Source organism: Thalassoglobus polymorphus, from assembly GCF_007744255.1.
GTDB lineage: Bacteria > Planctomycetota > Planctomycetia > Planctomycetales > Planctomycetaceae > Thalassoglobus > Thalassoglobus polymorphus.
This window is the reverse complement of record NZ_CP036267.1, coordinates 4845795-4859928: the sequence shown is the minus strand read 5'-3', so window position 1 is coordinate 4859928 and position 14134 is coordinate 4845795. Positions and strand designations below refer to the sequence as shown.

Below are 14134 nucleotides of genomic sequence, written 5' to 3'. Positions count from 1 at the left end.
GCGGGCTGTGATATGGGCTTATGAAGGTCTGAACGAGTGCATGTCGCTCGAGTGGGCTCAAGTCTTTTCTGGATGTTAAATATAATCGAATTCTTATGAAAAAACAGATCGCCTTCGATATTGAAACTGCCAAAGATGTTCCCGGAGACGGTTTCGACTGGAAACCGCATCGTCCGTTGGGGATTTCGTGCATCGCAACGTTTCAAAATGATCAAGCAGAACCGGAAGTCTGGCACAGTCTCGAACATCAAGCGGGTGAGAAGAATCAGCCTCGGCCTGCTCCCCAGATGTCGCAGGTTGATGTGGCAGCCTTCGTGCAGCATTTGATCGAGCTAACTCAACAGGGCTATTCGATTCTCACTTGGAATGGTTTGAGTTTTGACTTCGATCTCCTCGCTGAGGAGTCCGGGATGCTTGAGGAGTGCAAGCAGCTTGCGCGTGAGCACATCGACATGATGTTTCATATCGTCTGCGAGAAAGGTTTCCCTGTCGGATTGGATGCCGCAGCGAAGGGGCTCGATGTTTCAGGAAAGTTGACAGGTGTTGCTGGGATCGAGGTCCCGAAGTTGTGGGCCAGTGGAGAGTACGACAAGGTGCTTGAGTATGTGAAGCAAGATGCGCGCATCACACTTGAGGTGGCACAGATCGCTGAGAGGGATAAGAAGTTTCAATGGAGAACCCGCAAAGGGACCATCAGCTCAATGCCGCTCCCCAAAGGGTGGTTGACAGTCGAGGATGCCCTGAAACTCAAGGAGCCGGATACTTCCTGGATGACGAATCCTAGAGGGCGAGAGAGCTATCTGGCTTGGATGGAAGAGTCTTGAACGAGCTTCATCACAAAAAAATCACGGCCTGATCTTTGAGGATCAGGCCGTGATTTGGCTTGCTATCGAAACTTTCCGGAACAGGGCAGGCAGAACGCGTTCTTCACGGGCATGTGGAAGAGCAAGCTGCACTAGAAGCCGATTCGAAGAGATCTGTGGTTTCCAACCGGGATTTCGACGGAGCGGTCTGGTCTGTAGCTTGAGTTTCTAGGAACAAGAATTGGTCCAGGTTGAGGCTGTGGAACTGGAACTGCTCGTGGCGGAGTGCTTCGGTGGTGATGCGAGATTGGGCGGACTTCGTCTCGAAGGTGGGCGAGTGCATCTTCGATCTTTGCGATCAACCTCAATGCAGTTCGCACATGGGTTCGCCCAACGTGTTGTGTCTCGGGGGAGAAGACATACCCGCGACCGTTGTATGTCGTTCGGTGACGTTCATGTCTCCCGCGAGCGAAGTCGCTGCCGTTCAGGTGTCGGGTGAGCGTTGATAAGTTTCGTTGTACAAGGTCAGCCTCACGAGCAATCGTTAGGTCGGAATTTTCACGGAGGATCGTTCGTTCCAGTTTTTGCAGGGACGTGAGGATGGCGTCAGCATCTTCGAGGAGGTGTTCGTAATCATGAGAAGCGATGAAGTCGTCGTGGAGTTCCCAGCGTAGTTCGCGAGCATCAACATAGGCAGCGAAGACAATGTCGTCGAGGTGACGGTATCTTGCGTTGTGCTCGGATGCTTGGGCGGTTGATCCCAATAGAGTGAGCAAAGCGATTGAACTTGCGATTGTTGTCATCTTGGCGAACATGGCTTTTCTCCTGGTTGATTGGTCACTTCGACGTTGAAGTGCATGAACCAGAATGCGAGATGCGCGCCAAAAGTCGGCAATAATTGCCGGTTTTGACGTAAGTTGTTTCTTAGTTGTCGGTTACATTTTCTTGTGTCGGTGGCGTGTGTGTTAGAGGGGTGTTGTCGTAATGATTTTTCGGAGGCGTTTTTGAGTCGTTTTGATGACGCTTGGGCAGTTTAGGAAAGTAAGTGGGGGTATGGAGCGTCATGTTGAGCGGATCTCCGTAATCTTTGTAGTGGCTCTTGGTTTCGGCAATCTCGCCACGCTGAGCGATCAATTTCAGATTCGTGTTGAATTCTCTGTGTGAGTTTCTGGCGAAGTATTCCAAAAAACCTTATCAAGGAGGCAAGCGTGCTCGGATTGAACAGCTTTTTCTCTTAGCGATATTTTGAAATTATTGTGACTGTCATGGCGAAATTTGATCTTGTTGTCATTGGTGCTGGACCTGGTGGCTATGTGGCTGCGATTCGAGCCGCTCAGCTTGGTAAAAAGGTGGCAATTGTCGAAAAAGAAAAGCAACTCGGCGGAACCTGTTTAAGGGTGGGGTGTATTCCGAGTAAGGCGCTTCTGGAGTCCTCCCATTTATATGAAAATGCCCAGGTCGGCATGAAAGATCGTGGTGTTACCTTTTCCAAAGTGCAGCTGGATCTGGCAGCGATGATGAAGCACAAGTCTGGTGTCGTCGACACACTGGCGGGTGGCATCGATGGGTTGATGAAAAAGAACAAGATCGAACGGCTTGTTGGGCACGGAAAGTTGACGGGCAAGGGTCAGGTGACGATCTCCTCTCGTGGCGAAGAAGTGCAAGTCGAGGCTGATCAAATTTTGCTGGCGACTGGGAGTGTTCCTGCATCATTACCCGGGATGAGCATCGATGGCGAATACGTCGGCAGTAGCACGGAAGCCTTGAAGTATGACGAGGTTCCGAAGCAGATGGTCGTCATTGGAGGGGGAGTCATTGGGCTGGAACTGGGGACGGTTTGGCGACGACTCGGCTCACAGGTGACTGTTCTTGAGTACATGGATCGAATCCTCCCCGGTCTGGATTCTGAGATTGCCAAGGAAGCCTTGAAGTTGTTCAAGCAACAGGGGCTCGAATTCCAGCTGGGCGCAAAAGTCACCGGTGTGAAGATAAACCGCAAGACGGTTGACGTTTTGATTGATGGGCAGGAACCGTTGCGATGTGAGAAAGTGCTCATGGCTGTCGGTCGGCGTCCGAATACCGGCAGTCTTGGTTTGGAAGAGGCTGGTGTTGAGGTTGACCAGCGAGGTTTTGTGAAGGTGAACTCAAGGTATCAAACCAGTGCGCCCGGGGTTTTTGCGGTCGGAGATTTGATCGGCGGTGCGATGCTGGCTCACAAGGCAGAGGAAGAAGGAATCGCCTGCGTTGAGCAGCTTTTCTCTTCGTATGGGCATGTCAATTACAATGCAATTCCCTCTGTTGTTTATACCGATCCGGAAATTGCATCGGTCGGGAAAACTGAAGACGAACTCAAAGAATCCGGGATCGAGTACCGTAAAGGATCCTTCCCGTTCATGGCGAACGGTCGTGCACGTGCGAGTGGGCACCTTGAAGGGAAAGTGAAAATTCTGGCAGATGCGAAGACGGACCGCGTTTTAGGGGTGCATATTATCGGTGCGAATGCCGGAGAGTTGATTGCAGAATGTGTGGCAGCCATTGAGTTCGGAGCCAGTAGCGAAGACATCGCACGAACCTGCCATGCACACCCGACGCTTAGTGAAACGATCAAAGAGGCAGCCTTAGCGGTCGATAAGCGAACGATCCACATGTAAGGCGATGAGGTTGATTGAGAGCAAATCCCGCTTTGTCTTTACGTTCTGTTCAGGGCGGTTTGCTCTTCCGTTTGCCCGTGAAGAACGCGTTCATCAGCAAATTTACTGTGCGCCACGCGTTGAGAAGGGTGAAGCGAGTTTTGGGGCAACTTGCAGCGGACGATTATTCGTCTTCAACTGTTCGTTTTTTTTCGAGTGTGACCCGGTTTCCAGAATCGTTATATTCGATGTTGGTCATGAATGCTTTCATGAGCATCAGGCCACGGCCGCTCGGCTTTTCGAGGTTGTCGTCGTCGGTCGGGTCGGGGACTTCGTTGATGTCGAATCCCGGACCTTCGTCCTCGATGATGACACGGACTAGCTCTCCATTGTATTCACATTTCACGAAGACATTCTTGCTGGGGTCCATGCCATTTCCGTGTTTGATGGCATTGACGATCCCTTCTTCGAGCGCAAGCTTCACCCCGAACAGATCCCTGTCAGTAAAGCCAACTTGCTCTAGCTGAGTGAGAATCCGTTCCTGCACCTCATGACCCTGAGAGGTGTCACTCGGAATTGTGACTTCAAATTCAAAGGCATCAGCCATGAAGGGATGGCCTGCTGTGAAGTAAATGCGAGAATAGAAGAACCGAACCGCGTTTAAAAACCTGCGAGCGCGGATTCCTGATCGTCGTGGATATCAAAGAGTTTGTTCAGTCGGGTGATTGCGAACACTTCATAAATGTCTGGGCGGATGGAGCACAAGCGAAGCTTGCCGCCAGCGGATTTCACTTTTTTGTCCATCGTAATCAGCTTGCCAAGTGCCGCACTTGAGAGATACTCGACGGCTGTAAAGTCGAGCACAATTTTCTTCCGGTCATCTTCTTCAACGAGTCCAAATAATTGATTTCCAATCATTTGGATATTGTTCTCGTCAAGAATCTTCTTGTCGACGAATTTCGCGACGGTTACATCACCAATTTGCTCGATATCGAGACGACGTTGTCCTGCGGACATAATCTACTTCCTGCAGTTTTGTCCTGTTTCATCCGGCAGATGTTGATCCGGAAACGATAATTTAGGGAACGATCTTGCTCTCTAAAACTCATTCAGGAAACAGGACGAAGAAATAGGAGTATTCACAAACGATGCGGAATCGTGCATCACTTTCCAATTGACGTGGATTTGATCATCATGGCTACTCTCGGCGTTGTCAAGCGAATCGAGACACCAGACATCTCGGTTTTCATTGATGCGAGGTCAGAGGTGCAGGTCTTATGGACTGTTCACGGTAGGAGGAGGACATATGAATTCTACGACTTCAGGTAAATGGAGTGGCGAACCCAAGAACTGGCCGCTACCGCGATTAATCGCATTTTCCTCGATGATGCTCACGATTTCTTGTCTTCTTCTTTTTGTCGTCACTGGTATAGTCGTCAACTACGCAGCTCCCGATTTGGGGGACCAGTCAATGCTCATGCCTTTTTTGGGGGCAGTGCTGCTAGGCGGGTCGACCATGGCATTGCTGGGACTGGTTGCCGGTCTCGTTGATTTGATAAAATCACGAGATCAACGAGGAGTCAGTGTCGTTTCGGTGGTGGTCAATGGGACTGCCTTTTTGTTTGTTGTTTCAATTGTAACGATCGGGTTTGTCCGTCAGTTTTGAACTGGCTCATCCTTTTGTTTCGTCGCCTTTTTGGATTTCTGAAAGCGTGATCATGATTAAGTTTCAAGTCTTTTGTTTCGTTGTCTGGTGTAGTGTCGGGCAATTTGCTTTGGCTCAGGCTCCTGTTGCTGTGGAAACAGTTGCTCCACTCGACGACATTGTTTTTGAAGTCAAGACGCAAGTCGAAGTGTTGTCAAAGTCGCTGGAGGATTCAGACGGCTATGAAGAGAACCGTCCGAAGCAGATTCGTCAGTCGTTTGGTCTATTAGCCTGTCTCGGGCAAGCATTGGCTGAGCATCAAGATGCAGGTGACACGACGATTCAAGGAGCTGCTCTGCGAGACGCAGCATTGATGTTCAAAAAAGACAGCAGTCTGGACGATGCGAAAGCTGCTTTCGAGCAGGTGAAGTTGGCTCAAGCCGGTAAGGCGACCGGAGAGGCAGCCAAGTTGCACGCTTGGAACAAGCTCATCAACATGCATCCAATGATGGAAGAGGTCAATTCTCGAAACGGTGCGATTTTGAGAGTTCTAAGACGACCTCGCGGAAAAGAAGGTGAACCCGTTCACGCGACAACCTGGGCAATTCTCGGGCTGGCAATGAAAGCTGATACACACGAAGTGAAAAATGAAGCGGATCTTCCGAAGTGGCATAAGCATGCGGACGATTTTATTCACGCTTCGACCAAGTTGGCAGAAGCGATTCGTGCCAAGGATAAAACCGAAGGGCGAAAATGGTTTGATGCAGCGAATCAATCCTGTGATGCCTGTCACGAAGTCTTTCAGTAATAAACGCGTTTGACGGCTTAGCGGTCGTCAAGCAGTTTTCGTGAGAGCAGTTTGCTCTAACCAATTTTAGAACCAGTCCGAAAAACTCTGGAATAGCCGCTTGTCTCAACGTTTGAGAGAGCAATATCAGGTTTCAGAACCAATTCTAGAACTGGTTTCAAAACTTGCTGTTCGCTACGAGACAGAACTGTTAAGCCGAGTAGTAAATTTGCTCTGGTATTTCTCTTTCTTAAATTTCATAGAAACGATTCATAATGTCTGAACTTCCTAAAATTGCTGGTCGACAACCTGCGAAAGTCATGCTTGAGGAAGGCAAGAAGTACGCCTATTGCACCTGCGGCCTTTCAGAGAATCAACCGTTTTGCAACGGTGCCCACAAAGGGACAGGGTTTAATCCCATTGTGTTTACTGCTGAGGCAGATGGAGAAGTCAAGCTGTGCCAGTGTAAGCAAACTCAGTCAGCACCTCGTTGCGATGGGCAACACAATTGTTTGGAGTCGTAGCGTCCGGTCTTTCTAAGTGACCTCTTTCTGGGTGCAGTCTTTCTGAGTGCCGTTCCGAACCCAGTGGTTGCTTTCTTGCGGTTAGTTCGAATTGGGAGCGGTGTTGTTTTTTTGCTACACCATGAGTCCCTTCGGGCACTCCAGCTATTACGAATCGTCCTGCCGGATCAGGCAGGCGATTCTTTAACTCACATTGATGTAATTCAGCATCATTTGAAGTGTTGAGGTGGGGCATGTTGTTGAGGCTCACCATTTTGGAATTCTTCAGTAGAACTCGAAGAATTCCTGTTTTTCTTTACGCTCTCTGTTCGTTCTTGTCTTACAGTTTTTAAGCAATAAGCGGGTTCAGTGCTTCAAGGCCTCTGTTTGAGAGAGACTCATGCGTCGTCGGAGAGACAGGAGCTCGCCAGAGACGCGATTGTCCAAGCTTCATTGAAAAATGCGTCAGTGAATTTTGGGCGAGCGTAATCTCAAAAAGACATTGATTGGATGCGATAGCTATGTTGGAACGTGAATTCAGATTGACGCACGAGGGTGGGGCTAAGGAAAAGTCTCGTCAGTTTTTGCACACACAACTCGTTGGAGATGTGCTCAGCACTGTTGATTTAGACGAGCATCGTTATTTGATTGTTGTCGATGGGCTGGGGGCGATTCTTGGAGTTGTTGAAACAGAAGAGCTTTTGAAGAAAGTCGCCTCACCTGATCCAGTGGAGCGCCGCCGGTGGTATGAAATGCCACTCGAATCAACGATTAGTGCTCGGCTGGATTCTTATTCGCCAGGCCATCGTCAGCAGCAGCAGTCGGACAGCACGAATCCGCTCAATGAATTTTTTGGAACCACCATTTCCTCGGGAGATGACGATCTGGCTGCCATCTTCTTGGAAGATGAACTGTATCTTCGCTGGAGTTCGGTCAAGCAGATTTTACAACATGCTCTCGTCGACCCTGTGACAGGGCTCGCTAATCGGATGGTATTCGAGAGACGACTCGCCGAAGAGTGGCAGCGGTTAGATCGCGTTCCCAGCTCCATTTGTGTCATCTTGATCGACCTCGACTACTTCAAGTCTGTCAATGACCAGTTTGGTCATGCAGTGGGAGATGTCGTACTGGAAGCTGTCGGGAAGACGTTACAGCACCAGCTCCGTTCTTATGATTTACTCGTACGATATGGAGGGGACGAATTTGCTGCGGTCCTCACTGGGTGTACGGCATCGCAGCTGGCCATTCCCGTAGGTCGTATTCAAAGCGGAATTCAAAACTTGAGCTTAGAGGGTTACCCGGACCTTCCAGACTTGTCACTTTCTGTTGGGGCCGTCACGTTTTGCTCGCAACTCCAGGCAGAATCGATAGATGATTTAATCTGCAAGGCAGATGCCTGCTTGTACCGTGCAAAGGATCATGGTCGGGGATGTGCATTCCTCTCAGATCTTTCCAGCGAGGACAGCACACCTGTTCATGTTGATTCGCTCGTTCAGTCGATGATCTGAATTGCGAATTGATTTAATTCGATCGCAATATCAAACATTCACCGAGGCGACTGGTACGCTGTTCTGTATCGCGACGCGTCTGGTCAGTCCTCTCTTCCCCAAAGGCATTCCGCGATCCATTCCAGGTCCTCTTGTTGTTGGCGGCTGGCTGGTTTGGGAGTTGTTGCTCCAGCGGAATTCAGGGCGTTCACAACAATCAGTCGAGTGACACTCGATAATGGAGTTCCCGGTGATTTCGAAAGAGTCCTTGAGATCATCGGGTGGTTCCGATTCAGGATCACTTCGTTCTGTCCACTCGGTGCATCTTTGAAGTGGGAGTCAATGAGCCGTTGGAAGCCTGTCGGGATGTCGCCCCGCTGTTTTAATTCGTCAAACGATTTCGCGAGTTCATAGCGTTCATTCAGAAACGCCATGACTGGTTGATCCTCTCGGAAGGAGCCGATCAGAATTTTTGCATCGACACTAGAAAGGAACTCCATCCATTCTGCGGGAGCCTCTTCAAGTTCTCGAACTCCGAGAATCGCAGATGCAAAATTCGGTGCGCTGGGACTGGCGATTCGCAAATCGCTGACAAGCCCGGACTCAAAATCATCGGCTAAGCTGTAAGCCAGCAGAGACTCTTCGAAGCTGCGGAACGTGTGCACGCAAGGAGCGGAGTGTCCAGAGAAGAGTGTGTTGACCCATTGTTCCTGACGGCGGTCGGTGTTGTACCAGACGACGCGGTCTGCTTCTTCTTCGTAAAGTGGGTCTGCGTCTGAGAGGTTGAGGATTTCGTTGATGGTGAGCGGACCATGCGACGTTGGGAAACGGTACGAACTCTTCAAGATTTCTCTCAGGCGACGACTCTCAAGTGCCGCCCCAGCCATTGAATAACGATGCCAGTTGACGATGGATTCCATCCGCTGAGGATCGTTTTCGCTGAGCTGTTCGAAGTGTCGAAAGAGGAGGTCTTCAAGCGTTTCCGTAACAATCGAAAACGCTTTGTTGCGGACAAGATCTTCTCGGCTGGCTGTCGGGGAGCATCCATGAAGCTCCAGGCATCCACGTAGAAACGTTGCCCATGGCGGAAGCAGCTCTTTGATTTGGCGGGAGATCACCATGCGTCGAACAGTGACCATGACGGACGCAGTATCACTAAATCCCGGAATTCGCTGCGGGCTAACGTAAAGTGCTCCGGCGATGGGGATGGGGGCTTCTACGCGGATCGGAATGACGTCGAGTGGGGTTTCGTCAAAGTATGCTTGCAGGGCGAGTTCAGTTGTTTCCACATCTTGTGACGGTTCAAACCAGGCAGCGTGGATGACGTTCACTCGTGTTTGTGAGTCATTCAGATGAATGGGAATCGGAAGGAAGTCGGCATGCTCCTTGATCGTCGATTCGATGGTCTCTTCGTTCTCTGCAAGAAATTTGTACTCTGGTTTGAGGACGAGTGTGACGGTTGTGCCTGCGGTCGCCCTGTCGCTGACGGAGAGGTCAATTTCTGTTCCCGGTCCCGCTTCCCAACGGACAGCTTCGTCTGCCGATTCGTTTCGACTTTCGACGATCAGTCGATCTGCGAGCATGAAGGCGCTGAAGAGTCCAACTCCGAATTGACCGATTAAATCTCCTTGATCTCCACCCTGTGAGAGGTGCGGCATCGCTTCGCCACGTTTGATTAAACCGGTGATTCCTAAACCGAGTGTCCCCAGATAGTTTTCCGCTTCTTCCGGTGTCAGCCCAATCCCGTCGTCGGTGAATGTCAAGAGGCCCGCTTCGGCATCCTGGATGACATCGATTCGTCCCTGGAATTCGAGATCGCTACGACGTCTACGCATGATGGCGTCATGAGAGTTTTGAAGCAGTTCACGAATTGGAGTATCGTGTCGGCTGTAAAGGGAGGCCCCCATGATGTCGATGATTCCAGCGATATCGACTTGGAAGGGGATATTGCGTTGCCACTCAGACATAGTTGTATTTAAATCCGGTACGGAGAAAGAACATGAGGGTGGAAGCATGCACATTAGTGGATGCGTCGTAAGTCAGGGTCTCTTTCCTGTTTTGGAAAGAGGCCAATGTTGTTCAAATAGGTCGCACAGATAATTGGCGGACTTTGAGTGGTGCGAGTTTAGCGATGAACTCGCAACAGAACAATTTCCTCATCGGTAGCGATCTTGTCCCATTCGAGTGTGCCAGATATGACACTGCAAGGGAACAACAGATTTTTGCAGTGATGATTGCTGTGGAACAGTTTTCGTGCAGGGTGAAGCATTGAGTGGCATCACAGATCGACAGTACGAAAGCATCGCATTGCGCAGGTAAAGGGATTTTATGGCGGATTTTTCTGTGGCAGGCGCCGAGATTAAACGTTTGGCGCAAGAAACGCGCGGAGATAAGGAAGGGAACTGGAAACGCTGGGGAACATACTTGGCGGAGCGGCAATGGGGGACCGTGCGCGAGGACTACTCCGATAATGGTGAGCCGTGGACTTACTTCACTCATGATGATGCCACCTGGAAAGCGTATCGCTGGGGGGAAGATGGAATTCTCGGTTGGTGCGATCGGAAAGGACGGCTGAACTTCTCTATCGCGATGTGGAACGAGAAAGATCCGATTCTGAAAGAGCGGCTGTTCGGGTTGAGTGGTCCTGAAGGGAATCATGGCGAAGACGTCAAGGAGTGCTATTACTACCTGGATGGGACGCCAACACATTCCTACGCCAAAGGGCTCTATAAGTATCCTCAGGAAGAGTTTCCTTATACCGACCTTGTCGAGACGAACCGAAACCGTACGCACCATGATTTGGAGTATGAACTCACCGATACCGGGATCTTCGACGATAATAAATACTTTGACGTCTTCGTTGAATATGCAAAGGCATCGCCAGAAGACATTTGTATTCGAATCACGGTTGCGAATCGTGGAGATGCAATGTCGCGAATGCATCTCCTTCCTCAATTCTGTTTTCGCAATACTTGGGTCGAACCAAATATCTACGAAGCCGATCTGGCAAAACCTCGGTTGAGCGCCATCGGCAATAATCGAGTTCTTGCAGAGCATGAAACGCTCGGGCGGTTCCACTTGTTCGCTGACTTGGCTCCCGATGGTTCCAAACCGAACTGGTTGTTCACCGAAAATGAAACAAACCCGTCTCGATTGCAAAAGCTGCCTGTGACTCGAGGAGGATGCAAGGATGCCTTTCATCTCTACACGATTCATAATGATCAGAGTGCGGTGAATCCGCACAAGTATGGAACCAAAGCGGCAGCGAGATACGTGCTGGATGTCCCTGCGATGAGCGAAGTGGTCGTGCAACTTCGGATGACTCAGGAGTCGCGATCTTCACCGACTCCGTTTGGCGAAGAGTTTGGACGAACATTCGAAAGAAGAAAAGAAGAAGCAGACGCATTTCACAACCTGAAAGTCAGCCCAGGGTTGACGGAAGATGAAAATCAGGTTCATCGTCAGGCGAACGCAGGATTACTTTGGACTAAACAATTCTATTGTTATTCAGTGAAAGATTGGCTGAAAGGGAATCCCAATCGCCCGAATTACCCGGGCACGCAATTGGTTCGCAATGAGGATTGGGGGCATCTGTTTAACCGCGATGTCATTTCCATGCCCGATAAATGGGAGTACCCGTGGTACGCTGCCTGGGACTCCGCCTTCCACATGATTCCGTTCGCAAATCTGGATATCGATTACGCGAAGGATCAGTTGTCGATGTTTCTTCGCGACTGGTACCTGCACCCCAACGGTCAAATGCCGGCCTACGAATGGAACTTTAGTGACGTCAATCCACCAGTTCATGCCTGGGCCTGTTGGCGGGTCTATCAAAGGACCGGTCCACCTGGACAACGCGACCGCGCATTTCTCTCGAAAGTCTTCCAGAAGCTTCTTCTGAACTTCACTTGGTGGGTGAATCGGAAGGATGTTCGCGGGAGACACATTTTCACTGGCGGATTTCTCGGGCTTGATAACATTGGGGTCTTTGATCGCTCGAAGCCTATGGCGTTTGGAAATCATCTTGAGCAGGCCGACGGAACTGCCTGGATGGCGTTCTACTGTTCAAGCATGATGTCCATGGCGTTTGAACTTGCAGATGAAAATCCCGCGTACTCGCAAATCGCCTATAAGTTCTTCTCGCACTACATTGCAATTGCAGAAGCGATGAATTCGCTGGACGGCACGGGATTGTGGGATGAAACCGACGGGTTCTACTACGATCATCTTCATACGCAGGGCCGCAGCATTCCGCTGAAAATTCGTTCGATCGTGGGAATCATTCCTCTCTTTACGGTTGATGTTTTATTCGAACGGGTGATTCATCGCCTGCCAGAGTTTCAACGACGAATGAACTGGATGCTGAAACACCGAAAGGATCTGGATGGATTCATGACCTTCCTGGAGCATGGCAAGGAAGATGCCAATGAAGGGAATGGAGCATGGTTATTGGCACTGCCGACGAAGGAACGGTTGGAGCGAATTCTGAAATACCTTTTGGATGAAGAAGAATTTCTCTCCGATTACGGAATTCGCTCGCTCTCGAAGTATCATGAGAAGAACCCGTTCTGCTTCGATACAGGCGGATCTGAGACCTGCGTCAGCTACGTCCCTGGGGAGTCCGATTCCTATATGTTCGGAGGAAACTCAAACTGGCGCGGGCCGATCTGGTTCCCGATGAACCACCTTCTCATTGAAGCACTCGAACGGTATCACCAGTTTTACGGAGAGTCCTTTAAGGTCGAATGTCCGACCGGGTCTGGAAATATGATGACAATGCAGGAAGTCGCTGATGAAATACGTCGTCGACTCGTCCGCCTCTTTCTCCCAGATGAAAAAGGGACTCGTCCCAGTTACGCTCGAGGTAACCGGTTTGCCAAAGATGAGCACTGGAAAGATCTGGTTCTGTTTTACGAGTACTTCCATGGAGACACCGGCCGTGGTCTAGGAGCGAATCATCAGACTGGATGGACAGCTCTGGTCGCGCCCATTTTGGAGCATATTGCCCGAAATCGCTCTGGACAGCCCGAAGTCGGAGGTTAGAGAGCTCTGGTAAATCAGTCAGTTTTGAGTGCGATTCTCGAAAGATCAAGCTTGGAGAATGTGTCAACTCTGCTTGACCAGCGAGTGTATAATCTACTATTCAATGAGACTGATTTTTTAACAGGCATCATGAGACTGTGCGAGATTCGGGAACTCAGGGAGGTTTCGGTCGCTCGAAGTCTACTCCAATCGTTTTTTGTCGGAAGGAGAGGCTACGATCGCCATTGACGCACCCGGCAGAAACACGAACAATCCGAGAGAGAGAATTTTGGTTCCGAAATTCTCTCTGCAGTCAGAGAATATCAAATCCATCGGCAATTATTGATCAACAATTCTCTCAGAGTGTATTGGGAGACAGCGATTCAACGAATCGCGGCTACGGAAGTCGCGACTTCAAAGATATTGTTAGAGTTTCGTTCTTTGTGAACGAAGAGAAAACAAATAGAGAATTCAAAATCGAGCCTCAGCAGGCACTCAGCAGGAATTGAGATTGAGTATGTTTGACTTGAATATCGAGCGGCCTTCACCGGTACAGCCTCAAAACAGCGACTATCAACGAACACGGCAGATGACTGTCGGCGATTTGCTTTTAGAGAACCGGATCATCTTTCTCGATGGTCCCATTCATGATGGCAACGCCAATATGATCGTCATGAAATTGCTCTATCTCCAGTCAGAGAACCGACATCAGGATATCCACCTGTATGTCAACTCACCCGGTGGTTCGGTTACCGCAACGCTGGCGATTTACGACACCATGCAGTTTCTCGATTGCAAAGTCGCCACGTACTGCGTCGGACTCGCTGCCAGTGGCGGAGCGATCCTCGTTGCAGGGGGATCTGCTGGAAAACGGTTCATTCTGCCACATGCCAAGATGATGATTCATCAGCCATATGGGCAAGTTGGTGGTCAAGTTTCGGATATTGAAATTCAGGCGAAAGAAATCCTTGAGACTCGAACCGTTCTCAATGAGATTCTCTCCGAGCATACCGGCCAGCCGATTGATGTTGTCGCCAAAGATACAGAGCGGGATTTTTATATGTCCCCGACTGCAGCCAAAGAGTATGGCCTCGTTGACGAAATCGTGAGCAAGAAAGACAAGGGCAAGAAGGACGAAAGTAAAAGTGCTGACGAAAAATCGAGTTAAGTGAGTTCAGCCAGTCTAGTTTTGTCATTCGACCTTCCAGAGACAACAGATCAGTAAACGCCTGCCATGCTTAAGAATCAGGCCGCTGA

Annotated in this window: 12 protein-coding genes; 8 read left to right on the top strand and 4 right to left on the bottom strand. The window is 50.0% G+C overall.

Annotated elements, in window-relative coordinates; translation table 11 throughout:
- Window positions 1-95 precede the first annotated feature (95 nt).
- Window positions 96-824 carry a ribonuclease H-like domain-containing protein gene (locus Mal48_RS17515; protein ID WP_145202542.1) on the top strand — a complete coding sequence of 243 codons (729 nt, stop codon included), beginning with the start codon at window positions 96-98 and terminating at the stop codon, window positions 822-824.
- Between the two features lie 131 nt (window positions 825-955).
- Here Mal48_RS17515 and Mal48_RS17510 read toward each other — a convergent pair whose 3' ends face one another.
- A complete protein-coding gene (locus Mal48_RS17510) occupies window positions 956-1618 on the bottom strand; it encodes a hypothetical protein (protein WP_145202539.1) in 663 nt (220 codons plus the stop codon).
- Between the two features lie 450 nt (window positions 1619-2068).
- On the opposite strand from Mal48_RS17510, the gene lpdA reads away from it, so the two are divergent.
- Entirely contained in the window at window positions 2069-3454 is a 1386-nt protein-coding gene (lpdA, locus tag Mal48_RS17505) for a dihydrolipoyl dehydrogenase (RefSeq protein ID WP_145202535.1), read from the top strand.
- Between the two features lie 163 nt (window positions 3455-3617).
- On the opposite strand, the gene Mal48_RS17500 is transcribed toward lpdA, so the two are convergent.
- The gene (locus tag Mal48_RS17500; protein WP_145202532.1) at window positions 3618-4040 is read right to left on the bottom strand and encodes an ATP-binding protein; all 423 of its coding nucleotides are present in this window, start codon (window positions 4038-4040) and stop codon (window positions 3618-3620) included.
- 53 nt (window positions 4041-4093) lie between these two features.
- On the bottom strand, window positions 4094-4450 hold the full coding sequence (locus Mal48_RS17495) for an STAS domain-containing protein (RefSeq protein ID WP_145202529.1): 357 nt from the start codon (window positions 4448-4450) through the stop codon (window positions 4094-4096).
- Window positions 4451-4739: 289 nt separating this feature from the next.
- Between Mal48_RS17495 and Mal48_RS17490 the strand changes: the two genes are divergently transcribed.
- The 4 genes from Mal48_RS17490 to Mal48_RS17475 all read left to right on the top strand — a co-directional run bounded on the left by Mal48_RS17490 (window position 4740) and on the right by Mal48_RS17475 (window position 7876).
- Window positions 4740-5099: a hypothetical protein gene (locus tag Mal48_RS17490; protein WP_145202526.1), complete on the top strand. Its 360-nt coding sequence runs from the start codon at window positions 4740-4742 to the stop codon at window positions 5097-5099.
- 52 nt (window positions 5100-5151) lie between these two features.
- Window positions 5152-5886, top strand: coding sequence for a cytochrome c (locus tag Mal48_RS17485; protein ID WP_145202523.1), 735 nt, complete (start codon window positions 5152-5154; stop codon window positions 5884-5886).
- A gap of 254 nt (window positions 5887-6140) precedes the next feature.
- Window positions 6141-6389 carry a CDGSH iron-sulfur domain-containing protein gene (locus Mal48_RS17480; RefSeq protein ID WP_145202520.1) on the top strand — a complete coding sequence of 83 codons (249 nt, stop codon included), beginning with the start codon at window positions 6141-6143 and terminating at the stop codon, window positions 6387-6389.
- A 500-nt stretch (window positions 6390-6889) separates the two neighbouring features.
- Window positions 6890-7876: a GGDEF domain-containing protein gene (locus tag Mal48_RS17475; protein ID WP_145202518.1), complete on the top strand. Its 987-nt coding sequence runs from the start codon at window positions 6890-6892 to the stop codon at window positions 7874-7876.
- A gap of 83 nt (window positions 7877-7959) precedes the next feature.
- Here the strand turns inward: Mal48_RS17475 and Mal48_RS17470 are convergent, their stop codons facing one another.
- Window positions 7960-9822: an ATP-binding protein gene (locus Mal48_RS17470; protein ID WP_197441793.1), complete on the bottom strand. Its 1863-nt coding sequence runs from the start codon at window positions 9820-9822 to the stop codon at window positions 7960-7962.
- Between the two features lie 361 nt (window positions 9823-10183).
- Between Mal48_RS17470 and Mal48_RS17465 the strand changes: the two genes are divergently transcribed.
- Both Mal48_RS17465 and Mal48_RS17460 read left to right on the top strand, forming a co-directional pair.
- Window positions 10184-12898, top strand: coding sequence for an MGH1-like glycoside hydrolase domain-containing protein (locus tag Mal48_RS17465; RefSeq protein ID WP_145202512.1), 2715 nt, complete (start codon window positions 10184-10186; stop codon window positions 12896-12898).
- Between the two features lie 496 nt (window positions 12899-13394).
- Window positions 13395-14045 (top strand): ClpP family protease, encoded by a 651-nt coding sequence (locus tag Mal48_RS17460; protein ID WP_145202509.1) that lies wholly within the window; start codon window positions 13395-13397, stop codon window positions 14043-14045.
- Window positions 14046-14134: the final 89 nt, after the last annotated feature.

Coding starts and splice junctions, on each gene's coding strand:
- Mal48_RS17490 (WP_145202526.1), top strand. CDS start 4,740: ATGAATTCTACGACTTCAGGTAAATGGAGTGGCGAACCCAAGAACTGG.
- Mal48_RS17470 (WP_197441793.1), bottom strand. CDS start 9,822: ATGTCTGAGTGGCAACGCAATATCCCCTTCCAAGTCGATATCGCTGGA.
- Mal48_RS17465 (WP_145202512.1), top strand. CDS start 10,184: ATGGCGGATTTTTCTGTGGCAGGCGCCGAGATTAAACGTTTGGCGCAA.
- lpdA (WP_145202535.1), top strand. CDS start 2,069: ATGGCGAAATTTGATCTTGTTGTCATTGGTGCTGGACCTGGTGGCTAT.
- Mal48_RS17475 (WP_145202518.1), top strand. CDS start 6,890: ATGTTGGAACGTGAATTCAGATTGACGCACGAGGGTGGGGCTAAGGAA.
- Mal48_RS17485 (WP_145202523.1), top strand. CDS start 5,152: ATGATTAAGTTTCAAGTCTTTTGTTTCGTTGTCTGGTGTAGTGTCGGG.
- Mal48_RS17500 (WP_145202532.1), bottom strand. CDS start 4,040: ATGGCTGATGCCTTTGAATTTGAAGTCACAATTCCGAGTGACACCTCT.
- Mal48_RS17495 (WP_145202529.1), bottom strand. CDS start 4,450: ATGTCCGCAGGACAACGTCGTCTCGATATCGAGCAAATTGGTGATGTA.
- Mal48_RS17510 (WP_145202539.1), bottom strand. CDS start 1,618: ATGTTCGCCAAGATGACAACAATCGCAAGTTCAATCGCTTTGCTCACT.
- Mal48_RS17480 (WP_145202520.1), top strand. CDS start 6,141: ATGTCTGAACTTCCTAAAATTGCTGGTCGACAACCTGCGAAAGTCATG.
- Mal48_RS17460 (WP_145202509.1), top strand. CDS start 13,395: ATGTTTGACTTGAATATCGAGCGGCCTTCACCGGTACAGCCTCAAAAC.
- Mal48_RS17515 (WP_145202542.1), top strand. CDS start 96: ATGAAAAAACAGATCGCCTTCGATATTGAAACTGCCAAAGATGTTCCC.